The following is a 23,387-nucleotide window of genomic DNA, read 5'->3' as shown; positions in this document are numbered from 1 at the left end:
TCATGCCCAAAGTCACTTCTACAGCGCGGTTTCGTTGGTTTCGCCGGTGCGGATGCGCACCGCCTGGCCGATGTCCATGACGAAAATCTTGCCGTCGCCGATCGACCCGGTGTGCGCAGCCTGCTGGATCGTCTCGACGACATGCGACGCCTGGCTGTCCTCGATGGCGACCTCGATCTTGATCTTGGGAACCATGTTGGTCGTATACTCGGCCCCGCGGTAGATTTCGGTCTGGCCCTTTTGCCGGCCAAAGCCCTTGACCTCCGTCACCGTCATGCCCTGCACGCCGGCGGCCGAAAGCGCCTCCCGCACTTCATCGAGCTTGAACGGCTTGATCACGGCGATGACGAGCTTCATGAACCCTCCCGGCGACACCCCTTGCGCCCGAAGTTAACCATGCACGAAGCGTGCCAACCGTTGCGGTGCAACATGACGCTGGTGTGACAGGCCACAGTCGGCGCGCCCTGTGCTTATTTGTCGGGCAAAGTCGCGGCGGTGGCGCGTTTTTGAGCAGCCCCGCCCGGTTCAGCGTGCGATCAGCGCCGCGATCGCCGGCCAGTTCGCTTCGATCGCCGCAGCGCCGAGTTCGATCAGTTCATGACCGCGGGTGAAGTTGCGCACGTCGATATGGCCGATGGCCGGGGCGATCTCGAGATCGGGCGGGTCGATCGCCAGGCTCTGCCGCGCCACATGCGCCATCAGCAGCGAAAGCCCGGCACGGCCGACGCGGAACGGCGTCATCACGGTCTTGCCCGGCGGCAGGCACGCTTCCGCCCGGCGGCGGTAATCGCCTTGCAGGTTGATCGCCAGCACCGGTGCCGACGAGATCGCCCGCACCGCGCGCACCGGCACGGGGGTGATGACGCCGCCATCGACGAGCAGCATGTCGCCGCTGCGCACCGGCGGAAACACTCCCGGAATGGCAATCGACGCGCGCACGGCATCGACAATGCTGCCGCGGGTGATCGACACCTCGTCGCCGGTCACCAGATCGGCGGCGACCACCGCCACGGGGACAAACAGGTCCTCCAGATGCCCATGGCCGAAATGGTCGCGAAGCTGCCGCGTCACCGCCCGTCCGCCCAGCATCGATCCCCGGCGCGGGTCGATGTCGATGAAGCGCACCACCTGCCGGGCGTTGACCGAACGCGCGATCGCTTCCAGCACATTGACCCGGTCCGCCGCCAGGCACACCGCCGCCAGCGCGCCGATCGACGTGCCGCTGACTGCGTCGATGGTGACGCCGCGTTCGTGCAGCGCGTGCAGCACGCCGATATGCGCCCAGCCGAGCCCGGCTCCGCCGCCCAGCGCCAGTGCGAGCTTCATTCGGTGGCGGCCAGCAACGACCGTGCCGCCGCCGCATCCTCGTCGAGCACCATCAGCCGCACCCCGGACAATCCCGGCCCGATCAGCGAGGCGATGCCGGCATCGAAGACCACCGCCTCGATCCCGCCGGCTTCGAGCCGCATCCGCATGATCTCGGCAACCACCGGATCGAACAGCGTTTCCAGCGTGACCAGCGCCATCAGTTATAGGGCAGCATGGTGGGGGAGCGCACCGGCAGCCCATCGATGCTGCGGTCGCGGTCGCCATATTTGACCAGGCGTTCGGCGGGGTCTTCCTGCGCATGATATTTGCGCAGCGTCTGGCGTTCGGCCTTCAGCGTCATTTCAGGCACCGCCCAGCCACACGATTCCTGTGTCGATTCGACCGCCATGTCGAAAATCTGGCGGACACCGCGTTCGATGGCGAAGTGCGCGGACAGCGCGTCCCACTCGGAATCCTGCGGCAGCACCGCGCGGGCACGCCCGTACAGCCGGTAGATCAGCGCCGGCCGGTCGAATGCGCAGAACATCACGGTGATGCGGCCATCGGCCAGGAGATGCGCGTTGGTCTCGTTTCCCGACCCGCCATAATCGAGCCAGGCGACGCGGTTCGGTGTCAGCACGCGAAACGTGTCCATGCCCTTGGGGCTGAGATTGATGCGCGCGTCGGGCGCCGCGGTCGCCACGAAGAAGACCGGCTGGCGCGCGATGAAGGCCGCCTGCTTCTCGACGATCCGCTCGGCAAATTCGCTCATCCGTCCCCCCTCCTGCTCCGTCCGCCGCCTCCCCCCGCTCAGGGAAGCGCGCCGATCATGCGGCCGTGCCGCCGACCGTCAGCCCCTCGATCAGCAGGGTCGGCTGGCCGACGCCGGCGGGAACGCTTTGCCCGCCCTTGCCGCACATGCCGACGCCTTCATCGAGCGCGAAGTCGTTGCCGATCGCCCGCACCCGCGTCAGCGCGTCGGGGCCATTGCCGATCAGCGTCGCGCCCTTGATCGGCGCGCCGATCCGGCCATTCTCGATGCGATAGGCCTCGGTGCACGAAAACACGAACTTGCCGCTGGTGATGTCGACCTGCCCGCCCCCGAAGCTTTTTGCATAGATGCCCGATTTCGCCGACCGCAGGATTTCGCCGGGGTCCTCGGTGCCGTTTTCCATGAAGGTATTGGTCATCCGCACCATCGGCGCATGGGCGAAGGATTCGCGCCGGCCATTGCCCGTCGGCGCCACCCCCATCAGCCGCGCGTTGAGCCGGTCCTGCATATAGCCTTTCAGGATGCCGTCCTCGATCAGCACGGTCCGTTCGGTCGGCGTGCCTTCATCGTCGACGGTCAGCGAGCCGCGTCGGTTGTCGATGCTGCCGTCATCGACGACGGTGACACCCTTGGCCGCCACACGCTCGCCGATCCGGCCCGAAAAGGCGCTGGTGCCCTTGCGGTTGAAATCGCCTTCCAGCCCGTGCCCTATGGCCTCGTGGAGGAGGATGCCCGGCCAGCCCGGCCCGAGCACGACGGTCATTTCGCCCGCCGGCGCCGCCACCGCGTCCAGGTTGACCAGCGCATTGGCCAGCGCAATGTCGATGGCGCCGTTCCACTGCGCCGGGTCGAACAGGCTGTCGTAAAGATAGCGTCCGCCAAGGCCATGAACGCCGGTTTCGCGCCGGCCGTTCTTTTCGGCAACGATCTGCACATTGAGCCGGACCAGCGGCCGCACGTCGCGGACGCGGTGACCGTCGGCGCGGATGATCTCGACCACGCTCCAGCTGCCGATCAGGCTGGCAGACACCTGCACCACCCGCGGGTCACGCGCCCGTGCCGCAGCATCGATGGTCTGCATCAGCGCGACCTTCTTCGAAAAATCGATGCCGTCGAGCGGGTTGGCGTCGCCATAGCGTTTGGCATTGGTCCGCTGCGGCGCCAGCGCCATCGTCCCGCCATGGCCGTCGCGCACGACGCGGATAGTATCGGCAGCACGCAGGATGGCCGCGTCCGACAATTCATTGGCATGGGCAAAGGCGGTCATTTCGCCGGCGACACCGCGCAGGCCGAAACCCTTCTGCGTGTCGAAGGTCGCCGCCTTGAGCCGGCCGTCGTCGAAAGCAAAGCTCTCCGACACTGCATATTGCAGGTAGAGTTCGCCGTCGTCGCAGCCGTTCAGCGCATCGGCGACCAGCCGCTCGGTGCGGCCGGGGTCGAGCCCGTTGTCGCCATAGAAGATCGTCTGGGGGTCAAAGCTGCTCATGGGGCCGATATAGGGGCTCGGACTGGCCATGGAAACCGGTACGCGACATCAACGGCTCAAAAGGCGCAGGTCAGCACCCACGCCTTGCCGGGCCGATCGAAGACGATCCGCGAACACTGGTTCAGCACATCGCGGCCGATCAGGATCCAGGGGTCGCGGCCGCGCTTGCGGCTGGCGGTGACGGTAATGGCGTCGTCGTCATCGCTGGCCGTGCTGGTGCCGGCCCTGGCGCGCGAATCGATCTCCCTGGCCTGCGCCTCGGTGATCCGCACCGCCGGTCGCACCAGCGGCAGGCCGAGAATGGCCGCACCGGCAGTCGGCACCATCCGCTCGAACGGCAGCGACACGCCGGGAAACGGCCGCCAGAAGCCGACGTCCCCGGCGCGTTTGACCAGCCCGGCCCCGGCGAGCGCCGCCGCTGCCCGCGCGTTCATAACCGTATCGGGCGAGTTGAGTTCCAGCGCGACATTGATCGTCTCATCGCCGATCCTGGTCTTCATCAGCACGCTGCCGCCGCTCTTGCGCAGGATGGTGCGGACCTTCGCCGCCGGCGCCTGCGGACCCAAATCGAAGATGATCCGATCGGCCTTGATCACCGATGCGGGCAGCACGCCGTCGGCATCGGCCGCAACCGCCTTGTCGACCCAGACCACCGGCACCGTCCCCTTGGCCGCGCCGGCGGGGGTGACGCCGAACAGGTTCCAGCGGAACCGCGCTTCGCCGCCGGGGATCATGGCGTTTTCGAACTTGCCCTTGCCGATGAGCGGAAAGGACTTCAGCCCGGCGCGCTCCGCGGCCGGCGTGTTGAGGACCAGCGCCGTGTCAAAGCTCAGCGCCACGCGCGTGTCGAGGTCGATCGCCTTGATCCGCGCCGGAAGGTGCGGCTGGCCCCCGGGCAGGACATTGATGACGATCATGGGCGGATTTGCCGCGGCCTGCGCCGGGATGGCCGTCAACGCCGGCAACAAAGCCGCCAGCAGGCCGAATGGCCGCACTAACGGCGATCCGCCGGGCCGCCGGCGAGGATGAAACGGCGGTCGCAATAGCCGCAGTCGGCATGGCCTTCGGCGCCGATCTGCAGCCAGACGCGGGGATGGCCATCCCCGCGGTGCTCGTCACCGTCGCAGACGACGCGGGCCGCATCGGCAACAAAGATCTCGGGCGGCGGAATCGTTTCCATGACCCTTCCTTAACAAGCCGGATGCAGCAAGTCACGACACCACGGCGCCTTCGCGCCCACGCCAAAACTGTCGCAGAACCGCAATCCTTTCGTAACGCGCCGGTCATGTCGATGCGTCATCGCCCCGCTGCAGCGCAGCAACAGCTCATTCACCCGTTGCGCAAATCAGGGGCAAATTCATGCGACACGTTCTTCTGGCGTCGGCGGCTGTCACCAGCCTGCTTATCACCGCGCCGCTCGCCGCACAGACCGCAACCCAGCTGGCCGACGCCAGCGACGCCATCGGCGACAGCAACGACATCGTTGTCACCGCGCAGAAGCGCGAACAGCGGATTTCGGAAGTGCCGATCACCATCACCGCCTTCAGCGGCGCCACGCTGCGCGAGCTTGGCGTCACCCAGTTCGACCAGCTGGCCGGCTTCGTCCCCGGCCTCAACATCCAGGAACAGAGCCCCAACAACCCCGGCTTCGTCATCCGCGGCGTCACCTCGGACTCGGGATCCTCGCAGGGCGCACCGGCCGTCACCGTCTATCTCAATGGCGTCGATGTCAGCCGCTCGCGCGGGTCATATTTCGACCTGTACGACCTTGAGCGCATCGAAGTCGTCAAGGGCCCGCAGGCAACGCTGTTCGGCACCGCCGCTGCCGTCGGCGCGGTCAGCATCATCACCGCCAAGCCCGAAAAGACCACCAGCGCCGCGCTGCGTGCCGCCTATGGCAATTACAACCAGCGCCGGGTCGATGGCTATTTCAACCTCGGCGGCGATGTGCTCAGCGCCCGCCTCGCCTTCGGGGTGAAGCTGCGCGACGGCGTTGTCGAGAATATCGCCGGCCGCCCGGGCTCGCAGACGCCCAATGGCCCGGTCCGTGACGACCTGAACGGCCAGGGCCAATATGGCGCGCGCCTGTCGCTGCGCTATGACAAGGACGATCTGCTGATCGACCTCGTCGGCACCTATGACGGCCAGCGGGCACCCGGCACCGCCTTCAAATCGGGCACCTATGCCCCGACCGGCGGCAACACCTCGCCATTCACCTTCGCCGAAGTCTCGGGCTCGCCGCTCAGCGAGGCGGTCCTCGGCGGGCCGGAGCCCGAGCTTGTCCGCAACGTCTATGACGTCAACCTGACGGCGCGGTACAATCTGTCCGACACCACCAGCATCACCCAGATCATCGGCTATCGCCGCTTCGATTCGAACGAAGTCTTCGATGCCGACGGCACCCAGGCCTGGTTCCTCGAATTCGCCGAAGATGCCCGCGGCGAACAGATCAGCAGCGAAACCCGGATCAACTATGCCGGCGAAACCCTGCGCGCCTTTGCCGGCTTCAACGTCTTTCACGAAACCGGGTCGCAGCGGGTGCCCTTCTCGTCGGAAGAAGGCACGTTCCTCGCCTGCGCCACCGCACGCACGGCCGCGCCGGCGTTTCCGGGCCTTGGCTGCATCAACGCCGCCGGCGTCGTGACCGCGTCGCGCGCCACGGCGATCGCCACCGGCGGCCGGGCCACGGTCATCCCCTACAGCTCCGAATTCAAGAATTCGGCGCGTATCACCACCTATTCGACCTTCGCCGACGTGACCTGGATCCCGGTGCCCAGCCTGGAACTGACCGCCGGCGCCCGCCTGCTGATCGAAGACCGCACCAGCTTCTTCTTCGCCCGCGTTCCCAACGCCGTGCTGTCGGGCGCGGCGCTGGTGCCCGGCCAGATCGACACCAAGGGCGAAACCTTCGAAGCGCAGGGCGATTTCCAGGCCTTTCTGCCGCGTGCCAACATCCTGTGGAAGGCGACCGATTTCGCCAATCTTTACGCCACCTATTCGCGCGGTCGCCGCTCGCCGGTGGTGCAGCTCGGCGCGCGCGCCGGCGGCCTTCCCAACCGCACCGATGTCGGCGCCGAAATCGTCACCAACTACGAAGCCGGGGTGAAGTTCTTCTCCGGCCCGATCTCGGGCAGCGTCGGCGCCTTCTACATGAAGTACAAGGACTTCCAGGTCAGCCTCGTCCGCCCCGGCCTGCCCAACCTGACGGTCAGCGCCGGCAGCGCGACGAACAAGGGTGTGGAGGCCGAAGTCGCGGCACGTGTCGGCAGCAACCTCAAGCTGTTCGCCAATGGCGCCTATATCGACGCCCGCGTCGATGAGAACCCGGCCTATCCGACCTTCTCGGGCGATCGCTTCCGCCTCCAGTCGGAATGGCAGGGCGCCGCCGGCGGCACGCTGACCGTGCCGCTGACGCCCGGGATCGAGCTGTTCGCGACCCCCACCGTCACCTATCGCAGCAGCGTGTTCTTCGAACTGCCCAACAACCCGGTCACGTCGCAAGGCCCGGTCACGCTGGTCAATTTGCGCGCCGGCGTCCAGGACCCCGACGGCAAATGGCAGCTGCTCGGCTTTGCGACCAACCTGCTCAACAAGGACTATGTCCTCGATGCCGGCAACACCGGCGGGTCGTTCGGCATCCCGACCTTCATTCGCGGCCTGCCGCGGCTGTTCGGCGTGGAGGGCCTCTACCGCTTCTAGTCGCCGCGCCGCGCGCCGACAGGCGCAAGACCGCCAGCGAGGCGGCGGGACTACTCCCCCGCCGCCTCGTCTGACGTCGGCATGGGCTTCGCCCCTGCGTGCTCGCGTGATCCACCTGCAACAAAGCGCCCCTTGCCCGCCCCCGCGCCCACGCCTATCCCCGACGCATGACGCAATCCGCCATTTCCATCCGCGGCCTGGAAAAGACCTATGCCGGCGGCAAGCAGGCGCTGCGCGGCATCGACCTCGAAATCCCGCGCGGCAGCATGTTCGGACTGCTCGGCCCCAATGGCGCCGGCAAGTCGACGATGATCAACATCCTCGCCGGGCTCGTCAACAAGACCGCCGGCCGCGCCGACATCTGGGGCTTCGACATCACCGACCACCCGCGCAACGCCAAGGCCAGCATCGGCATCGTCCCGCAGGAACTGGTGTTCGATGCCTTCTTCACCCCCTTTGAAACGCTGGAACTCCAGGCCGGGCTGTTCGGCGTCCCTAAGGCGAAGCGCCGCAGCATGGAACTGCTCCGCGCCGTGCACCTGGAGGACAAGGCGCATGTCTATTCGCGCACCCTGTCGGGCGGCATGAAACGCCGGCTGCTGGTCGCCAAGGCACTGGTCCACAACCCGCCGGTGCTGGTGCTCGACGAGCCGACCGCCGGCGTCGATATCGAGCTGCGCCAGCAGCTGTGGGACTATGTCCGCACCCTCCACGCCCAGGGCACCACCGTTGTCCTGACGACGCATTATCTGGAAGAAGCCGAGGCGCTGTGCGATCGCATCGCCATCATCAACAACGGCCAGGTCGTCGCCAACGACCTGACCTCGGTGTTGCTGTCGACCGCCGGCGACAAGAAGCTGATCGTCACCGTCGATCGCGATCTGGCGGACGTGCCGCCGGGGCTCGAGGAACGCACCGAACTGAAGGGCGACCGGATGCTGGTGCTGACCTATGACAAACGCAGCCGCAACGCCGGCCAGGTGCTGGCGGCCGTGGCGGCCGCCGGCCTCGGCGTCGTCGACGTCTCCACCCAGGAAGCCGATCTCGAAGACGTGTTCCTCGAACTCACCCGCAGCTAGCCTCCCCTCCCTGCCAGGGAGGGGGCCGGGGGGAGCGTCCTGCCGGCCAACTGCCTCGCCAGCATGAGCATACCCGCAGATGCCCGACACGTTCACGCCCGACTCGCCCGCGCCAGACGCCCAGATCTATGACGTCATCGTCCTTGGCTCGGGCGCTGCCGGCCTGACCGCCGCGCTCACCTTGGCGACGCGCTTCAAGGTCGCCGTCCTCGCCAAGGGCAACCTCGACGGCGGCTCGACGAGCTGGGCGCAGGGCGGGATCGCCGCGGTTCTCGAAGCCGGCGACACCTTCGAAAGTCACATCGAGGACACGATGGTCGCCGGCGCCGGGCTCAACCACCGCGCCACGGTCGAATTCGTCGTCGAGAATGCCGCCGCCGCGATCGACCGGCTGGCAGCATTGGGCGTACCCTTCAACCCCGGCGACACGCTGTCCGAACGCTGGCACCTGACGCGCGAAGGCGGCCACAGCCACCGCCGCATCGTCCATGTCGATGACAGCACGGGCTTTGCCGTGCAGCAGGCACTGCAGGCCGCCGCCGTCGCCCACCCCAATATCACGCTCGTCCCCGGCATGGTGGCGATCGACCTCGTCACCTCCGCCCATGTCGAAGGCGAACGCTTTGCGGCGCGCGCCTGCCACGGCGTCTATGCCTTCAACATCGCCAGCCGCCGGGTCGAATGTTTCGTCGGCAAGGCAGTGGTGCTCGCTACCGGCGGCGCCAGCCGGGTCTATCAATATTCGACCAATCCCGATGGCTCGACGGGCGATGGCATCGCCATGGCCTGGCGCGCCGGCTGCCGCGTTTCGAACATGGAATTCAACCAGTTCCACCCGACCTGCCTGTTCCACCCCACCGTCAAGAACTTCCTCATCACCGAAGCCGCCCGCGGCGAAGGCGGCCACCTCAAGCTCCCCGATGGCACGCGCTTCATGCAGCGCTACGACGACCGGCTCGAGCTCGCCCCCCGCGATGTCGTCGCCCGTGCCATCGACGCCGAAATGAAGCGCCTCGGCCTCGACCATGTCCTGCTCGATATCGCGCATCTCGGCGCCGATTTCGTCCGGCACCATTTCCCGATGATCCACGCCCGCCTCATCGAGCTCGGCATCGATTGCACGGTCCAGCCGATCCCGGTGGTGCCGGCAGCGCATTATTCCTGCGGCGGCGTGATGGTCGATCTTGCCGGCCGCACCGACCTTGCCGGGCTGTGGGCAGCGGGCGAAGTCACCCAGTCGGGCCTTCATGGCGCCAACCGCCTGGCGTCGAATTCGATCCTCGAATGCCTGGTCTTCGGCCAGGCGGTTGCCGACGATATCGGCGCCTGCTGGGATGCGCAGGGGCTCGTTCCCGCCATCCGTCCATGGGACGAAAGCCGTGTCACCGATTCCGACGAGGAAGTCGTCGTCGCCCATAATTGGGACGAGCTGCGCCGCTTCATGTGGGACTATGTCGGCATCGTGCGCACCGACAAGCGGCTGGAACGCGCCGCCCATCGGGTCAAGCTGCTGCGCAAGGAAGTCGCCGACTATTACGGCAATTTCCGCGTCACGCCCGATCTCATCGAGCTGCGCAACCTCGTAAACGTCGCCGATCTGATCGTCCGTTCGGCGCGCGCCCGCAAGGAAAGCCGCGGGCTGCACTATACCACCGACTATCCCCGGCTGGCGGCAGTTGCGAGGGACACGGTGCTCGACCCGGTCAGCACGCGGTCCTGATCAGAACAGCGCTTCGATTTCCGGGTCGGCGAGCCGGTTGCCCGTCGCGCTTTCAAGGGCATGGCGATTGCGCGCATCTTCCAGGTCGAGCTCGCGCTCGACGCGCCGGCGGGCGTCGTCGGTGATGCGGCGCTCGGCATAAAGGCGCGCGATGCACCGGCGTTCGGCGTGGATCAGCCGCGCCTGCAAGCGGGCGTCGGTGGCGACCGTGCTGCCCTTCGCCTGCGCTTCGGCGGTGCCGACATATTCGGCCAACCGGTCGCCATGGTGACGGCGCAGCACCGCCACGGCGGCGGGATCGGCCCCGGCCGCCGCCAGCTTGTCGAGCGCCGCCAGCACCGCCTCAACCCCCAGGATCCGCGCCTGCACCTCGCGCGCCTTGTTCGCCGCCGCCTCAGCCCGACCGGCCGCGACCAGCCCCAGCCGGGGCAGCAGCCAGGGCAGGCTCAACCCCTGCCCGACCAGCGTCACCACGATGACGCAGAAGGTGGTGAACAGGATCAATTCGCGTTCCGGAAAGGCCGCCTCGCCGGCGACGAACGGGATCGACAGCGCCGCGACCAGTGAAATGGCGCCGCGGATGCCGGTGAAGCCGATGAAGAAGGTCTGCTGCCAAGGCGGATAGGGGTCGCGCCGGCGCAGCGCGGGCGACAGCCAGCGCGGCAGATAGGTCGCCGGAAATACCCACAGGAAGCGCACGACGATGACGACGAGGCTGACCACCGCGCCGGCGACCGCGACCCGCTGCCAGCCGCCCTGATCCAGCCCCGACGCGATGCGCTGCGCCTGCAGCCCGGTGAGCACGAACACCAGCCCCTCAAGGCCATGGGCGATCAGCCCCCAGACGAAATAGCCCTGCAGGCGCGTCGCAGGCGAAATGAAGCGCGGCCCCTGCCAGCTGACGTACAGCCCTGCTGCCAACGCCGCGATGACGCCCGACCCGCCCAGCCAGTGCGGCGGCCAGAAGGCGACGAACGGCGTCAGCAGCGCCAGCATGATCTCGATCTGCGGGCTGCCGACGCGGTGGCGCAGCCGCAGCAGCGCCCAGCCGACGGCATAGCCCCACGCCAGCTCAGCGAGGATGACCACGACAAAATCGACCAGCGCCGCCGGCAGCGAGAACGTCCCCGTCACCGCTGCCGTTACTGCAAAGCTGAGCAGGATCAGCGCCGTCGCATCGTTGATCAGCCCTTCGCCCTCCAGGATGGTGAGCAGCTTTTGCGGCACGGACAGGGTGCGGGCGATCGCCATCGGCGCCACCGGATCGGGCGGCGACACCACTGCCCCCAGGATGAACGCTACCGCCCAGGGCACGCCGAGCAGCCAGTGGACCGCGCCGGCAACGGCCGCAGCGGTGACCACCACCAGCCCGATGGCGAGCAGCAGGATGGGCCGCAAATTCTGGCGAAACCCTGGCCAGCTCATGCCGACACCCGACGTATAGATCAGCGGCGGCAACGCCAGCATCAGCACCAGTTCGGGATCGATCACCACCTGCGGCATGAACGGCAGGAACGACAGCAGCACGCCGACCAGCAAGAGCAGGATCGAATTGGGAATGCGCAGCCGCTGCGACGCGGCATCCGCCAGCGCCGTGACTGCGACCACCAGCACGCCGACGACCAGCACCGAACTGCCGATCGCCGGCAGCGCCGCAATGCCTTCCGCCGGCAGCGCCGCGATACCTTCCGTCGGCAACGCCGCGCTCGGGTCCGCCGGCAGCGCGGCGAAAGCCTCAGTCCACATCGTCGAGCAGGGGCAGCTGCAGCGACAGCCCAGCCGGTGCGGCGATGCCCAGATGCTTCCACGCCCCGGCGTTGAGCATGCGTCCGCGCGCCGTTCGCGCGACGAGGCCGGACTGGATGAGGAATGGCTCGATGACCTCCTCCAGCGTGTCGCGCGCTTCCGACAGCCCGGCGGCGAGCGTCTCGATCCCTACCGGGCCGCCGCGGTAGATATCGGCGATCATCATCAGATAGCGCCGGTCCATCGCATCGAGCCCGAGATTGTCGACCTCCAACCGGTTGAGCGCGCGATCCGCCGCCGTCCGGTCGACGGTCGCTGTCCCCGCGGCCGAAGCAAAGTCGCGCACCCGCCGCAACAGCCGCCCGGCGATACGCGGCGTGCCCCGCGCCCGCCCGGCAATCTCCCGCGCGCCATCCGCCGTCAGGTCGAGCTGCAGCAGCGCCGCCGCCCGCGTCACCACCCGTTCCAGCTCATCGACGGTATAGAAAACCAGCCGCAGCGGGATCCCGAAGCGGTCGCGCAGCGGCGTCGTCAACAACCCGGCGCGCGTCGTCGCCCCCACCAGCGTGAAGTGCGGCAGGTCGATCCGCACCGACCGCGCGCTCGGCCCCTCGCCGATCATCAGGTCGAGCACCCGGTCCTCCATCGCCGGATAGAGGATTTCCTCCACCGCCGGCGACAGGCGGTGGATTTCATCGATGAACAGCACGTCATGGTGATCGAGATTGGTCAGCAGCGCCGCCAGGTCGCCGGCCTTGGCGATGACCGGGCCACTGGTGGCGCGAAAGCCGACCCCGAGTTCCTTGGCGACGATCTGCGCCAGCGTCGTCTTGCCGAGCCCCGGCGGCCCGTGCAGCAACACATGGTCGAGCGGTTCGCCGCGCGCCCGCGCCGCCGCGACAAACACCGCCAGATTGGCGCGCAATGCCTCCTGCCCGATGAATTCGGCAAGCGTCTTGGGCCGCAGTGCCGCATCGATGTCGTCGGGCTTGCGCAGCGGGCTGAGCGGCGTGTCGGTCATCGTGCGTATCTAACCGCACTCGCCGCCGCGGGCCATCGCCGATTGTCCAATCGCCGCACCGCCGGAACCCGGCCCGGCGGGGGCGGTTACCCCGTTGTTCACCGTAACCGGGATACTGATCATGATCGATACACCAGCCTCGCGCCGCACCGTTGTTACCGGCGCTGCCCTTGCCGCCGCGGCCGCTACCGGCGGTTCGCCCGCCATGGCGCAAGCCGGTGGCGCCCAGACCGCGCCGGCGCCGCCATCCTACCCCAAACCGCCCTTCCCCGAGCAGCGCCAGCCCTGGCCGGGCCTTGCCAGCAAGATGAACCCGCGCCCCGACCATGGGGAAACCTCCTACAAGGGCTCCGGCCGGCTCGCCGGCAAGCGCGCCCTCATCACCGGCGGCGACAGCGGCATCGGTCGCGCCGCGGCGATCGCCTATGCCCGCGAGGGCGCCGATGTCGCCATCAACTATCTGCCGGCCGAGGAACCCGATGCGCGCGAAGTGATCGAACTGATCCGCGCCGCCGGCCGCAAGGCGGTTGCCCTGCCCGGCGACCTGCGCAGCGCCGAATTCTGCAAGCAGTTGGTCGACCGTGCCGCGTCGGAACTTGGCGGCCTCGACATTCTGGTGAACAATGCCGCACGCCAGCAGACCCGCCCCGGCATCGCCGACATCTCCGACGAGGACTTCGACGCGACGATGAAGACCAATGTCTATGCGGTGTTCTGGCTGACCCGTGCTGCCGTCGCCCGGATGCAGTCGGGTGCCGTCATCGTCAACACCTCGTCGGAACAGGCCGGCGACCCCTCTGCCGACATCGTCGACTATGCCCTCACGCGCGCCGCGGTGCTCAACTTCACCAAGGGCATGGCCAAGCAGCTGGCGCCCAGGGGCATCCGCGTCAACACCGTCGCCCCCGGTCCGTTCTGGACGCCGCTTCAGGTCAGCGGCGGCGCGACGCCGGAAAAGCAGCAGTCGTTCGGCAGCACATCGCCGATGAAGCGTCCCGGCCAGCCGGCCGAAATCGCCGGCCTCTACGTCGCCGCCGCCGACCCGATGCTCAGCTATTCCACCGGCCAGATCTTCGGTTCGACCGGCGGCAACGGGCAGCCGGCGTAAGCGCCGCCGGCGGGCAGGGCATTGGACCCTGCACCCGGTTGTACCACACTGTGTTGCGCGGCTATCGTCCTTCGACAGGGGGACGATATGCTGACGCGGCGGATGATGATGATGGGCGCCGGACTGGCGGCCGCGGTGCCAGCGTTGGCGCGTGGCGGCACGCCGCCGCTCATCATTGATGGCCTGACCGGGATCAGCGATCCCGATGGCAAGGACGATGCGCTGGAACTCACTCCGCGCGCCATTCGCGAATATCGCGAAAGCGGGCTGGGTGCGATCCAGGTCACCATCGGCGATGTCGGCAATGGCCGCGGCAATTGGGATGCGCTGGTCGCCGGCGCCGCGCTCCATGCCCGCATCGCGGCGGCCAACCCTGCCCTGTTCACCATCGCCCGCAGCGCTGCCGATATAAGCGCTGCTCGGGCGGCGGGTCGCATCGCCATCGTCTGCTGCGTCCAGGACACGGCGATGGTGGGGGCCGAGCTCGACCGCCTCGACACCATGCAGGGCCTCGGCATCCGCGTCGTCCAGCTGACCTATAATCTGCGCAACCTGTCGGGCGACGGTGCGCTGGAGCCGGCCAACGCCGGTCTGTCGCGGCTCGGCCGCGCCACCATCGCCCGCATCGAGGCCAATCGCCAGTTGCTCGACCTGTCGCACGGCGGCGCGCAGACGATCAGGGAAGCCATTGCCGCCGCCACCCGCCCGATGGTGATCAGCCACACCGGCTGCCGCGCACTCCACGACAACCCGCGCAACGTCTGGGACACCGAACTCAAGGCCGTCGCCGACAAGGGCGGCGTCGTCGGCATCTACTGGATGCCGTTCCTGGTGGCGAACAGCAAGCCGATGGCCGCCGACCTCGTCCGCCACATGACTCATGCCGTCAACATCTGCGGGGAGGATCATGTCAGCATCGGCACCGACGGGATCCTGGGCAAGACGGTGATCGACGACGCTGCCCGCGCCCGCGCCGCCGCGGTCGACAAGCAACGCCGCGCGCTCGGCATCGCTGCCCCCGGCGAAGGCCCCGACATCTTCACCATCATTCCCGATCTCGACAGCCATTTGCGCTACAAGAAACTGGCCGACGCCCTGGTTGCCGCCGGCTGGCCATCAGCGCGGATCGACAAGGTGATGGGCGCCAACCTGCTGCGGCTCTACGGCGACGCCTGGGGCGGCTGACCGGCCGCAGCGCGCCGAGGAGTGTCAGCGGGCGCTGCGCTGAAGTACTGTCAGCGCGCGCTGCGCTTCAGGGCCACCCGGATCAACTCCCCAACGGCCGCGCCATCGCCCAGCTCGGCCTGCGCCTCCGCCACCGCCCGGCTGGCGTCCATCGGCCGAAAGCCGAGCCCGGCAAGCGCCGACAGCGCATCGGCGACCGCGCCCTTGCCGAGTCCGACCGGCAAGGGCGCCGCGGTGCCGAGTGCGACCACGCCGAACTTGCCTTTCAGTTCATTGGCGATCCGCGCCGCCAGCTTGGGCCCCACGCCATTGGCGCGCGCGATGCTCGCGGTATCGCCCGCGGCAATGGCGTGCGCCAGCTCATCCGGCCCCAGCACCGACAGGATCGCCAGCGCCACCCGGCCGCCGACCCCCTGCACCGTCGTCAGCAGCCGGAAACTGTCGCGCTCGGCCTCGGTGACAAAGCCGAACAGCTGGATCGCATCCTCGCGCACCTGCGTTTCGATATGCAGCACCACCGCCGTGCCGACGCCGCCGAGATTGCCCAGCGTCTTCACCGACGCGCTGACGAGATAGCCGACGCCGTTCACATCGACCACACAGGCGTCGGCACTGGTCGAATCGAGCAATCCCCGCAGCCGCGCGATCATGCGGCGCCCTGCAGCCGGGCGGTCGCCGCCAGATGCGCATGGGCAATCGCCACCGCCAGCGCATCGGCGGCATCGGCTCCGGTCACCTTCGTCCCCGGCAACAGCCGCTCGACCATGGCATGGACCTGCAGCTTGTCGGCGCTGCCGACGCCGACGATCGCCTTTTTCACCAGCCGCGTCGCATATTCGGTCACCGGCAGGCCACCGCGTGCCGCCGCCAGCATGACGACGCCGCGCGCCTGGCCCAGCTTCAGCGTCGATTGCGGGTTGCTGTTGACGAACACCTCCTCGATCGCCGCCGCCGCGCAGCCATGCGCCGCGATGACGCTTTCCAGCCCGGCATAAAGGGCCGCCAGCCGGTCGGCGAGCGGTTCGCCCGGCCGGGTCTTGACCGTGCCATGGCCGATGTGGCGCAGCCGGTTGCCGGTCGCTTCGATGATGCCCCAGCCGGTTGCAGCCAGGCCGGGGTCGAGTCCCAGAACGATCATGGCCCGGTCATGCCGCGGTCATTGCGCGGCCGGCACTTCACCGCGCGACAGGGTGACGAAGGTTTCGCTGCGCAAGCGCCATCCCGCCGGCGTCGGCACCCACACCGCCAGATATTCGCCGCCCAGCCGCATCTCGCCGGTCGCGGTGCGCGTGCGGCCCTGCCAATGGCCACGCTCCATGGCGCGATCGCCCGGGTCGGCAAGGGTGACGACATCGGGGGTGCGCACGAAGCCCAGGAACGCCGGGTTGCGAAACGCCTGGACAAAATACGCCGCCATGGCGTCACCGCCGGCAATCAGCTCGCCGCCGCTGCCGGCAATCCCCTTGTAGTCATCGACGAACATGGTGCGGATCGTCGGCGCGTCGTGCGCTGCAATCGCGGCATTGTAGCGCGCCCGCGCGGCGCGGATCGCGGCGCTCTCGTCAGCGGCGGCCGGCACGGCGGTCATCACCAGCAGCGTCGCCACCGCCCATTTCACAGCTTCGCCAGCACGTCTTCGGGAACATCGTAATTGCCCCAGACCGTCTGGACGTCGTCATCGTCTTCCAGTGCATCGATCAGCTTGAGCAACTGCGCGGCGTCGTCCTCGCTGACGGTGACCATCAACCCCGGCTTCCACGCCAGCTTGATCCCCTCGGCCTCGCCCAGCACCTTTTCCAGGGCCTTGGCGACGTCGTGCATGCCGTCGACCGCCGTCCAGATCTCGTGCCCGTCGTCGGTCGACTGGACATCTTCGGCCCCGGCTTCCAGTGCCGCCTCGAACACCTTGTCGGCATCCCCCACCTTGGCCGGATAGGAGATCAACCCCATCCGTTCGAAGCCGTGGCTGACCGAGCCCGACGCGCCCAGATTGCCGCCATTGCGCGACACCGCGGTGCGGACGTTGGTGGCGGTGCGGTTGCGATTGTCGGTCAGCGATTCGATGATCAGCGACACGCCGCCGGGGCCGAAACACTCGTAGCGAACTTCCTCATAATTCTCGCTTTCGGTGCCTTCGGCCTTCTTGATGGCGCGGTCGATATTGTCCTTGGGCATCCCGCCCTGCCGCGCCGTGACGACGGCGGCGCGCAGCCGCGCGTTCATCGCCGGGTCGGGCAGGCCCATCTTCGCCGCCACGGTAATTTCGCGGCTCAGCTTGGAAAACAGCGACGAGCGCTTTTTGTCCTGCGCACCCTTGCGGTGCATGATGTTCTTGAATTTGGAATGACCAGCCATGCCGCAGCCTCTAGTGCAGCGCGGGGCGCCAACGCAAGGTTTCGGCTACGCCGTCGGGGTTTCGGCAGCGTGCCCGCGTCAGGCGAGCTTCACCGCCGTGCCGCTGACCGCCACCATCAACATCGAATCGCTCGCGCCGATCGCCGAATAGCTGAAGGCGACGCCGATCACCGCATCCGCACCCAGCGCCTGGGCTTCCTCGATCAGTTCCGAAATCGCCTGGTCGCGGCCGCCGCGCAGGACATTCTCATACGCCCCCGCCCGGCCGCCGACGATGTCGCGAATGCCGGCGAACATGTCCCGGAAGATATTGGCGCCCATGATCGCCTCGCCGGTGACAAGGCCGAGATATTCGGTCGCCATCCTGCCCTCCACCGTCGGCGTCGTCGTCACGATCATCCGCCCGGTCTTCGCGTCGGACTTGTCCCATGGTCCCGGCATCAGGCGTCTCCCACCGCTTGCGCCAGCATCACGCCGGCCAGATGCGCCCGAAATTCGGCGCTGGCGTGGAGATCGGAATTGAGATCGTCCGCGTCAAGCACCAGCCCCGCCACCGCCCCGGCGCTGAAGTCGGCCGTCAACGCCGCCTCGGCCGCTGTCCAGCGGAACACCCCCGGCCCGGCGCCGATCACCGCCACGCCGACACCATCGGCAAAGCGCGCGACGAACACGCCGACGAGGGCATAGCGCGACGCCGGGTTGCGGAACTTGGCATAGCCCGACGCCAGCGGCATGCGGAAGCCGACGCGCGTCACGATCTCGCCATCGGCCAGGGCCGTCGCGAACATCCCCTGGAAAAAGTCGTCGGCGGCATAGCTGGCGCGGTCGGTTTCGATCATGCCGTCCAATGCCAGCACCGCCGCCGGATAATCCGCCGCCGGGTCGTTGTTGGCGATGACACCGCCCAGGGTCCCCCGGTTGCGCACCTGCTGGTCGCCGATGACATTGGCCATCGCCACCAGCCCGGGGATCGCCCCGGCCCCGGCGGCCACCGCCGCATGGGTGGTCAGCGCACCGATCCACAGCCGGTCGCCGTCCGGCACGATCCCGTCGAGCCCCGGAATTGCCGCCAGGTCGACGAGCGTGTCGGGCATCCGCAACCGCGACTTGATCGCCGGCAAAAGCGTGTGGCCACCGGCGATGAAGGCCGCTTCCCCGCCGCCGGCAAAGGCACTGGCGGCATCGGCGAGGCTGACCGGCCGGGCATAGGCAAAATCACGCATGCACCGTCTCCCCGATCGCGCCGGAGGGCGCCGAGCCAATCGCGCCGGTGGGTGCCGAGCCCATCGCGCGCGCGCCTGCCTCGATCGCCTTGACGATGTTCATATAGCCGGTGCAGCGGCACAGATTGCCCTCAAGGTCATGCGCGATCGTTTCCGCCGACACGGCCGGCCCGTGGCGCCGCACGATCTCCAGCCCCGCCATCACCATTCCCGGCGTGCAGAAGCCGCATTGCAGGCCATGATGCTCGCGGAACGCCGCCTGCATCGGATGCAGCATGTCGCCGCCATCCTGATCCTTGGTCGCCAGCCCTTCGATCGTCGTGACCGCGGCGCCATCGACCTGCACCGCCAGGATGGTGCAGCTTTTCACAGCCTTGCCGTCGATCAGGACGTTGCAGGCGCCGCACTGGCTGGTGTCGCAGCCGATGTGGGTGCCGGTCAGCCCCAGTTCGTCGCGCAGCAGGTCGACGAGCAAGGTCGCTGGCGCCACCTCGCGCGTCTGGGCCTCCCCGTTGATGGTCAATCGCGTCTGCATGCGGTCCCCCCGAGAATCCCGTTTCGGCCATCCTAGCGACGTCGGTGCGGCGCCGCCATGCCCCTGGTGTCAGTCCACCAGGCCGAGCGCGGTCTTGTAGGTGTCGAGCAGCGCTTCGGCCTCCTGCCGCGCCGCCGCTTCCATCTTGCGCAGCCGGACGATGGCCTTCATCGTCTTGGTATCGAACCCGGTGCCCTTGGCCTCGGCATAGACATCCTTGATGTCGTCGGCGATGCCCTTCTTCTCTTCTTCCAGCGTCTCGATCCGCTCGATGAACAGGCGCAGCTGCTCGGCGGAAACATTCTCGTTCATCGATAACTCCATGGGATTCGCGTCGGCGGAGTTAGACCCTGGACTGGCCCCCTACAACCCTGCCGCCTTGTTGCGCTCCACCGATCCGGCCATCCGCGCCAGTTGCTTGGCGGTCGCTTCCCCCTGGTGCTGCGCCTTCCAATCGGCCTGGTGCATGCCATAGACATGCGTGCGCGCCGCGGCATGGTCCAGCGGCACCCCTGCCTCCGCCGCTGCTTCGTGCAGCCAGTCGCCCAGGCAGTTGCGGCAGAAGCCGCCCGCCCCCATCAGATCGACATTCTGGACATCGGTGCGCGCCTGCAACAGGCGGACGAGGCGGCGAAAGGCAGCGGCCTCGATCCGGTCGCGGGTGGCATCATCGGCAAAAGCATCGGTCATCGGCTGCATCTTTCGTGGCGGATCATCGGCAGGGCCGCTAAAGGGCAGCCGCTTGCAATCGACAAAGGGTCATCATGGCTGCTCATCTCGAACCGCGTGCCCGGCGCGTCAAGGTGCTGGCGACGCTGGGACCGGCATCGAACAGCGAAAGCGTCATCGCGGCGCTGCTCGCCGCCGGCGCCGACGCCTTTCGAGTCAATATGAGCCATGGCACCCTGCCGGAAAAGGCAGCGCTGATCGCGGCGATTCGCGCCGTGGAGAAAAGCCACGGGCGGCCGCTGACGATCCTCGCCGACCTGCAGGGGCCCAAGTTGCGCGTCGGCCGCTTCGCCGGCGGCAGCGCGACGCTGGTCAACGGCAGCGGCTTCCGGCTCGACCGCGTTGCTGCCCCTGGTGACGACACGCGGGTGCATTTGCCCCACAAGGAATTGTTCGCCGCGCTGCGCCCCGGCGCCCGGCTGCTGATCGACGACGGCAAGCTGGTGCTGCGCGTCACCGCGGTCGCCACCGATGCGATCGACTGCCGTGTCGAAGTCGGCGGCCGCATCTCCGACAACAAGGGGGTCAATGTTCCCGATGTCGTCGTGCCGCTGCCGGCGCTGACACCCAAGGACCGCGCCGACCTCGCCTTCGCGCTCGACCAGGGTGTCGACTGGGTGGCACTCAGCTTCGTCCAGCGGCCCGAGGACGTGGCGGAGGCGCGCGCCATCATCGGCAATCGCGCCGCGCTTCTCGCCAAGATCGAAAAGCCCGCCGCGCTCGAACGCCTCGCCGAAATCCTCGAACGTGCCGACGCCGTCATGGTGGCGCGCGGCGACCTTGGCGTCGAACTGCCGCCGCAACAGGTGCCGCCGGCGCAAAAGCGCATCGTCGCCATGGCCCGCGCGCTCGGCAAGCCCGTCGTTGTCGCCACCCAGATGCTCGAATCGATGATCGTCAGCCCGTCGCCGACCCGCGCCGAAGTGTCGGACGTCGCCACGGCCATCTACGACGGCGCCGATGCGGTGATGCTGTCGGCGGAAAGCGCCGCCGGCCAGTTTCCGGTCGAAGCCGTCGCCATGATGGACGCCATCGCCCGCGAGGTGGAGGCCGACCCCGGCTATTATGCCCGGGTCCATTTCAGCGACAGCGACGCCGGCGTCTCGACCGCCGACGCCATTTCGGCTGCCGCCGCCTCGATCTCCCACACCATCAAGGCGCGATCGATCGTCTGCTTCACCCTGTCCGGCTCGACCGCCCGCCGCGCCGCGCGTGAACGCGCCGCCTTGCCGGTGCTGTGCCTGACGCCGCGTATCGAAACGGCGCGGCGCATGGGGCTGGTCTGGGGCGTCCATGCCGTCGTCACCCGCGACATCACCAGCTTCGAGGAGATGGTCGAAAAGGCCAAGCGCATGGCGTTGCGCACCGGTATCGGCCGCGGCGGCGACCCGCTCGTGCTGATCGCGGGCGTGCCCTTCTCGACTCCCGGCACCACCAACGTCGTTCATGTCGTTCGCCTGACGGGGGACGAGCTCAACGGCCGCTGACGCGGCGCCGGCGCCTCGTCACTTCGTTTTCTTCAGCGCCCCGGGCTTGTGGATCGCCTCGCCGCCGCTTTCCGACCTGACCTTATACTGCGGATCGTCGGGGGTCGCCTTGGCGACATGGCCCTTGACCTTTGCCGTCTTGGTGACCTTTGCCGTCACCGTGCCGCGCGAATGACCGCCGGCCGAATCCCATTCGACCGTGTCCCCGACCTTCAGCTTCTTGTCCGCCATCGTGACGCTCCCTGCCATCCGCTGCCGAAATGCGCAGCGCCGACGGCGCGTTCCCGGCGTGGCGTTTCACCGCGGCGGCGGGGGATTCTCAAGCAACCGCATCACCCCCGCTCATCCTGAGCGGATAGAAGATTGCCGCTAATGCGCCGCCCCCGGCGCGACCGCCACGCGCGGCCGCGGCGCCAGCCAGATGAACGCCGCCGACGCCAGAAAGACGACGCTGGTGATCAGGAAGATCCGGTCGGTCGCCAGCATCACCGCCTGCATCTGCACAAAGCCATCGATCTGCCGCAGCGCCTGCTCCGCCGAAAGCCCGGCGGCGACCAGCGCGTCGATCTGTGCCTCCACCCCGTTGAGCGTGCCCGCCAGATTGTCGCGTGCCGAGGTCGTCGCATTGTCCCAGGCAGTGGTGGTGATCGACGCGGCAAACGCCGCCGCCGTTGTCCGCATGAAGTTCGACAGGCCGGCCGCCGAGGCCGTCTCGCGCGGCTCGACGGCGCCCAGCGCAATCCGCGTCGTCGGCACGAAGAAGAACGGCACGCCGATGCCCAGCACCACCGCCGGCAGGAAGATGTGGAGGAAATCCACCTCCGTCGTGAAGCCCGAACGCCAGAAGGTGACGCCGGCGAACCACAGGATGCCCGCCGAAGTGAGCAGCCGCGGATCGACCTTGCCGACCAGCTGCGCCGCGATCGGCGAGAAGAAGATCGCCAGGAAGCCGCCCGCCGTCGCATAGCCGGCCCAGGTCGCGGTATAGCCCATGCTCGTCTGCAGCCACAAAGGGATGAGGATGATGCTGGCGAAATAGGCGCCGAAGGTCAGCGACAGCGTCACCGCCCCGACCGTGAACCCCCGGTGCCGGAAAATGCGCAGGTCGACGATCGGATCTTCCGCCGTCAATTCCCAGATCAGGAATGCTGCCAGGCCGATCACCGCGACGATGGCCAGGCTGACGATCACCGGCGAACCGAACCAGTCGAGCTCCTTGCCCTTGTCGAGCATGATCTGCATCGACCCGACCCACAGCACCAGCAGCCCCAGCCCGACGAAATCGACCGGCCGCCGCTGGGTCGGCGTCTCCCGGCTGCGGAAGGTCTGCCACGACAGGATCGTCACCGCGACCGCCACCGGCACGTTGATGAAGAAGATCCACGACCAGTGGTAATTGTCCGAAATCACCCCGCCCAGGATCGGCCCGGCCACCGGCGCCACCACGGTCGTCATCGCCCATAGCCCGATCGCCATGGGCGCCTTTTCGGGCGGGAAGACACGCAGCAGCAGCGCCTGCGACAGCGGGATCATCGGCCCGCCGCACAGCCCCTGGCCGACGCGGAATGCCACCAGCACGCCCAGCGACGGTGCAATGCCGCACAGCGCCGAAAACAGCGCAAAACCTGCCATGGCGATGCAGAACACCCGCACGGTGCCGAACCGCGTCGCCAGCCAGCCGGTCAGCGGCACGGTAATCGCTTCCGCCACCGAATAGGAGGTGATGACCCAGGTGCCCTGGGTCGGCGACACCGCCAGCGCCCCGGCGATGTTGGGCACCGAGACATTGGCGATCGTCGTGTCGAGAACAACCATGAAATTGGCGAGCGCCAACAGCGCGCCGCCGACGAACAGCGTCGAACCCTGCAACGGCGCCTGGACGATCGGCACGGGGCGGAAAAACGGCAGTCGCGCCATCATGTTGTGCCTTCCGC

The 23,387-nt window shown here is 68.0% G+C and carries 26 protein-coding genes; 6 read left to right on the top strand and 20 right to left on the bottom strand.

The annotated features are described in order from the left end of the window. Positions 1–18 precede the first annotated feature (18 nt). The 7 genes from GGQ62_RS14760 to GGQ62_RS14730 form a co-directional block, all read right to left on the bottom strand. Positions 19–357 (bottom strand): P-II family nitrogen regulator, encoded by a 339-nt coding sequence (locus GGQ62_RS14760; RefSeq protein ID WP_152577983.1) that lies wholly within the window; start codon positions 355–357, stop codon positions 19–21. Positions 358–525: 168 nt separating this feature from the next. Further along, positions 526–1,326: a patatin-like phospholipase family protein gene (locus GGQ62_RS14755; RefSeq protein WP_152577984.1), complete on the bottom strand. Its 801-nt coding sequence runs from the start codon at positions 1,324–1,326 to the stop codon at positions 526–528. After that, a complete protein-coding gene (locus GGQ62_RS14750) occupies positions 1,323–1,526 on the bottom strand; it encodes a putative signal transducing protein (RefSeq protein WP_152577985.1) in 204 nt (67 codons plus the stop codon). The genes GGQ62_RS14755 and GGQ62_RS14750 overlap by 4 nt, the downstream gene beginning before the upstream one ends. Beyond that, positions 1,526–2,080, bottom strand: a complete 555-nt coding sequence (locus GGQ62_RS14745) for a pyridoxamine 5'-phosphate oxidase family protein (RefSeq protein ID WP_152577986.1) — start codon at positions 2,078–2,080, stop codon at positions 1,526–1,528. Before GGQ62_RS14745 ends, GGQ62_RS14750 begins: the two co-directional genes overlap by 1 nt. A 55-nt stretch (positions 2,081–2,135) precedes the next feature. Then, positions 2,136–3,566, bottom strand: a complete 1,431-nt coding sequence (gene tldD, locus GGQ62_RS14740; protein ID WP_152577987.1) for a metalloprotease TldD — start codon at positions 3,564–3,566, stop codon at positions 2,136–2,138. 56 nt (positions 3,567–3,622) lie between these two features. Next, the gene (locus tag GGQ62_RS14735) at positions 3,623–4,483 is read right to left on the bottom strand and encodes a hypothetical protein (protein WP_152577988.1); all 861 of its coding nucleotides are present in this window, start codon (positions 4,481–4,483) and stop codon (positions 3,623–3,625) included. A gap of 77 nt (positions 4,484–4,560) precedes the next feature. Next, positions 4,561–4,746, bottom strand: coding sequence for a zinc-finger domain-containing protein (locus GGQ62_RS14730; protein WP_152577989.1), 186 nt, complete (start codon positions 4,744–4,746; stop codon positions 4,561–4,563). Between the two features lie 179 nt (positions 4,747–4,925). Here GGQ62_RS14730 and GGQ62_RS14725 point away from each other — a divergent pair, with 179 nt between their 5' ends. From GGQ62_RS14725 to nadB, 3 genes are all read left to right on the top strand, one after another. Further along, on the top strand, positions 4,926–7,265 hold the full coding sequence (locus GGQ62_RS14725; protein WP_152577990.1) for a TonB-dependent receptor: 2,340 nt from the start codon (positions 4,926–4,928) through the stop codon (positions 7,263–7,265). A 167-nt stretch (positions 7,266–7,432) separates the two neighbouring features. Beyond that, positions 7,433–8,344 (top strand): ABC transporter ATP-binding protein, encoded by a 912-nt coding sequence (locus tag GGQ62_RS14720; RefSeq protein ID WP_152577991.1) that lies wholly within the window; start codon positions 7,433–7,435, stop codon positions 8,342–8,344. A 79-nt stretch (positions 8,345–8,423) separates the two neighbouring features. After that, complete coding sequence (nadB, locus tag GGQ62_RS14715; RefSeq protein WP_152577992.1) at positions 8,424–10,064, top strand: L-aspartate oxidase; 1,641 nt, start codon at positions 8,424–8,426, stop codon at positions 10,062–10,064. Here nadB and GGQ62_RS14710 read toward each other — a convergent pair whose 3' ends face one another. Both GGQ62_RS14710 and ruvB read right to left on the bottom strand, forming a co-directional pair. After that, positions 10,065–11,810, bottom strand: coding sequence for a Na+/H+ antiporter (locus GGQ62_RS14710; RefSeq protein ID WP_152577993.1), 1,746 nt, complete (start codon positions 11,808–11,810; stop codon positions 10,065–10,067). Next, complete coding sequence (ruvB, locus tag GGQ62_RS14705; protein WP_152577994.1) at positions 11,800–12,831, bottom strand: Holliday junction branch migration DNA helicase RuvB; 1,032 nt, start codon at positions 12,829–12,831, stop codon at positions 11,800–11,802. The genes GGQ62_RS14710 and ruvB overlap by 11 nt, the downstream gene beginning before the upstream one ends. Positions 12,832–12,952: 121 nt before the next feature. Between ruvB and GGQ62_RS14700 the strand changes: the two genes are divergently transcribed. Both GGQ62_RS14700 and GGQ62_RS14695 read left to right on the top strand, forming a co-directional pair. Next, complete coding sequence (locus GGQ62_RS14700) at positions 12,953–13,939, top strand: SDR family oxidoreductase (protein ID WP_152577995.1); 987 nt, start codon at positions 12,953–12,955, stop codon at positions 13,937–13,939. Positions 13,940–14,026: 87 nt separating this feature from the next. Further along, a complete protein-coding gene (locus GGQ62_RS14695) occupies positions 14,027–15,124 on the top strand; it encodes a dipeptidase (protein ID WP_152577996.1) in 1,098 nt (365 codons plus the stop codon). A 50-nt stretch (positions 15,125–15,174) separates the two neighbouring features. On the opposite strand, the gene ruvA is transcribed toward GGQ62_RS14695, so the two are convergent. The 9 genes from ruvA to GGQ62_RS14650 form a co-directional block, all read right to left on the bottom strand. Then, on the bottom strand, positions 15,175–15,774 hold the full coding sequence (ruvA, locus tag GGQ62_RS14690; protein ID WP_152577997.1) for a Holliday junction branch migration protein RuvA: 600 nt from the start codon (positions 15,772–15,774) through the stop codon (positions 15,175–15,177). Beyond that, complete coding sequence (gene ruvC / locus GGQ62_RS14685; RefSeq protein WP_152577998.1) at positions 15,771–16,262, bottom strand: crossover junction endodeoxyribonuclease RuvC; 492 nt, start codon at positions 16,260–16,262, stop codon at positions 15,771–15,773. Before ruvC ends, ruvA begins: the two co-directional genes overlap by 4 nt. An 18-nt stretch (positions 16,263–16,280) precedes the next feature. Beyond that, complete coding sequence (locus GGQ62_RS14680; protein WP_152577999.1) at positions 16,281–16,742, bottom strand: DUF4440 domain-containing protein; 462 nt, start codon at positions 16,740–16,742, stop codon at positions 16,281–16,283. Next, positions 16,739–17,479, bottom strand: coding sequence for a YebC/PmpR family DNA-binding transcriptional regulator (locus tag GGQ62_RS14675; RefSeq protein WP_152578000.1), 741 nt, complete (start codon positions 17,477–17,479; stop codon positions 16,739–16,741). The genes GGQ62_RS14680 and GGQ62_RS14675 overlap by 4 nt, the downstream gene beginning before the upstream one ends. 78 nt (positions 17,480–17,557) lie before the next feature. After that, positions 17,558–17,878 (bottom strand): heavy metal-binding domain-containing protein, encoded by a 321-nt coding sequence (locus GGQ62_RS14670; protein ID WP_152578271.1) that lies wholly within the window; start codon positions 17,876–17,878, stop codon positions 17,558–17,560. 41 nt (positions 17,879–17,919) lie between these two features. After that, positions 17,920–18,702, bottom strand: a complete 783-nt coding sequence (locus tag GGQ62_RS14665) for an FAD binding domain-containing protein (protein WP_152578001.1) — start codon at positions 18,700–18,702, stop codon at positions 17,920–17,922. Further along, the gene (locus GGQ62_RS14660) at positions 18,695–19,237 is read right to left on the bottom strand and encodes a (2Fe-2S)-binding protein (RefSeq protein WP_152578002.1); all 543 of its coding nucleotides are present in this window, start codon (positions 19,235–19,237) and stop codon (positions 18,695–18,697) included. Before GGQ62_RS14660 ends, GGQ62_RS14665 begins: the two co-directional genes overlap by 8 nt. Positions 19,238–19,306: 69 nt before the next feature. Continuing rightward, positions 19,307–19,549: a DUF2312 domain-containing protein gene (locus GGQ62_RS14655; RefSeq protein WP_152578003.1), complete on the bottom strand. Its 243-nt coding sequence runs from the start codon at positions 19,547–19,549 to the stop codon at positions 19,307–19,309. A 51-nt stretch (positions 19,550–19,600) separates the two neighbouring features. Next, complete coding sequence (locus GGQ62_RS14650) at positions 19,601–19,927, bottom strand: DUF1244 domain-containing protein (RefSeq protein WP_152578004.1); 327 nt, start codon at positions 19,925–19,927, stop codon at positions 19,601–19,603. 74 nt (positions 19,928–20,001) lie between these two features. Between GGQ62_RS14650 and pyk the strand changes: the two genes are divergently transcribed. Then, positions 20,002–21,453 (top strand): pyruvate kinase, encoded by a 1,452-nt coding sequence (gene pyk, locus GGQ62_RS14645; protein ID WP_152578005.1) that lies wholly within the window; start codon positions 20,002–20,004, stop codon positions 21,451–21,453. Between the two features lie 18 nt (positions 21,454–21,471). Here the strand turns inward: pyk and GGQ62_RS14640 are convergent, their stop codons facing one another. Both GGQ62_RS14640 and GGQ62_RS14635 read right to left on the bottom strand, forming a co-directional pair. Next, positions 21,472–21,684, bottom strand: coding sequence for a hypervirulence associated TUDOR domain-containing protein (locus GGQ62_RS14640; RefSeq protein WP_152578006.1), 213 nt, complete (start codon positions 21,682–21,684; stop codon positions 21,472–21,474). A gap of 138 nt (positions 21,685–21,822) precedes the next feature. After that, positions 21,823–23,373 (bottom strand): DHA2 family efflux MFS transporter permease subunit, encoded by a 1,551-nt coding sequence (locus GGQ62_RS14635; RefSeq protein WP_243446156.1) that lies wholly within the window; start codon positions 23,371–23,373, stop codon positions 21,823–21,825. Positions 23,374–23,387 lie beyond the last annotated feature (14 nt).

Origin of the sequence: Polymorphobacter fuscus (assembly GCF_011927825.1) — a bacterium.
Lineage (GTDB): Bacteria > Pseudomonadota > Alphaproteobacteria > Sphingomonadales > Sphingomonadaceae > Sandarakinorhabdus > Sandarakinorhabdus fusca.
The sequence above is the reverse complement of the archived record's forward strand: the minus strand, read 5'-3'. Positions and strand labels throughout refer to the sequence as shown.

Bases quoted from the DNA above. Each gene is read 5' to 3' on its own strand.
- GGQ62_RS14760 (WP_152577983.1), bottom strand. From the start codon at position 357: ATGAAGCTCGTCATCGCCGTGATCAAGCCGTTCAAGCTCGATGAAGTG.
- GGQ62_RS14755 (WP_152577984.1), bottom strand. From the start codon at position 1,326: ATGAAGCTCGCACTGGCGCTGGGCGGCGGAGCCGGGCTCGGCTGGGCG.
- GGQ62_RS14750 (WP_152577985.1), bottom strand. From the start codon at position 1,526: ATGGCGCTGGTCACGCTGGAAACGCTGTTCGATCCGGTGGTTGCCGAG.
- GGQ62_RS14745 (WP_152577986.1), bottom strand. From the start codon at position 2,080: ATGAGCGAATTTGCCGAGCGGATCGTCGAGAAGCAGGCGGCCTTCATC.
- tldD (WP_152577987.1), bottom strand. From the start codon at position 3,566: ATGAGCAGCTTTGACCCCCAGACGATCTTCTATGGCGACAACGGGCTC.
- GGQ62_RS14735 (WP_152577988.1), bottom strand. From the start codon at position 4,483: ATGATCGTCATCAATGTCCTGCCCGGGGGCCAGCCGCACCTTCCGGCG.
- GGQ62_RS14730 (WP_152577989.1), bottom strand. From the start codon at position 4,746: ATGGAAACGATTCCGCCGCCCGAGATCTTTGTTGCCGATGCGGCCCGC.
- GGQ62_RS14725 (WP_152577990.1), top strand. From the start codon at position 4,926: ATGCGACACGTTCTTCTGGCGTCGGCGGCTGTCACCAGCCTGCTTATC.
- GGQ62_RS14720 (WP_152577991.1), top strand. From the start codon at position 7,433: ATGACGCAATCCGCCATTTCCATCCGCGGCCTGGAAAAGACCTATGCC.
- nadB (WP_152577992.1), top strand. From the start codon at position 8,424: ATGCCCGACACGTTCACGCCCGACTCGCCCGCGCCAGACGCCCAGATC.
- GGQ62_RS14710 (WP_152577993.1), bottom strand. From the start codon at position 11,810: ATGTGGACTGAGGCTTTCGCCGCGCTGCCGGCGGACCCGAGCGCGGCG.
- ruvB (WP_152577994.1), bottom strand. From the start codon at position 12,831: ATGACCGACACGCCGCTCAGCCCGCTGCGCAAGCCCGACGACATCGAT.
- GGQ62_RS14700 (WP_152577995.1), top strand. From the start codon at position 12,953: ATGATCGATACACCAGCCTCGCGCCGCACCGTTGTTACCGGCGCTGCC.
- GGQ62_RS14695 (WP_152577996.1), top strand. From the start codon at position 14,027: ATGCTGACGCGGCGGATGATGATGATGGGCGCCGGACTGGCGGCCGCG.
- ruvA (WP_152577997.1), bottom strand. From the start codon at position 15,774: ATGATCGCGCGGCTGCGGGGATTGCTCGATTCGACCAGTGCCGACGCC.
- ruvC (WP_152577998.1), bottom strand. From the start codon at position 16,262: ATGATCGTTCTGGGACTCGACCCCGGCCTGGCTGCAACCGGCTGGGGC.
- GGQ62_RS14675 (WP_152578000.1), bottom strand. From the start codon at position 17,479: ATGGCTGGTCATTCCAAATTCAAGAACATCATGCACCGCAAGGGTGCG.
- GGQ62_RS14670 (WP_152578271.1), bottom strand. From the start codon at position 17,878: ATGATCGTGACGACGACGCCGACGGTGGAGGGCAGGATGGCGACCGAA.
- GGQ62_RS14665 (WP_152578001.1), bottom strand. From the start codon at position 18,702: ATGCGTGATTTTGCCTATGCCCGGCCGGTCAGCCTCGCCGATGCCGCC.
- GGQ62_RS14660 (WP_152578002.1), bottom strand. From the start codon at position 19,237: ATGCAGACGCGATTGACCATCAACGGGGAGGCCCAGACGCGCGAGGTG.
- GGQ62_RS14655 (WP_152578003.1), bottom strand. From the start codon at position 19,549: ATGAACGAGAATGTTTCCGCCGAGCAGCTGCGCCTGTTCATCGAGCGG.
- GGQ62_RS14650 (WP_152578004.1), bottom strand. From the start codon at position 19,927: ATGACCGATGCTTTTGCCGATGATGCCACCCGCGACCGGATCGAGGCC.
- pyk (WP_152578005.1), top strand. From the start codon at position 20,002: ATGGCTGCTCATCTCGAACCGCGTGCCCGGCGCGTCAAGGTGCTGGCG.
- GGQ62_RS14640 (WP_152578006.1), bottom strand. From the start codon at position 21,684: ATGGCGGACAAGAAGCTGAAGGTCGGGGACACGGTCGAATGGGATTCG.
- GGQ62_RS14635 (WP_243446156.1), bottom strand. From the start codon at position 23,373: ATGATGGCGCGACTGCCGTTTTTCCGCCCCGTGCCGATCGTCCAGGCG.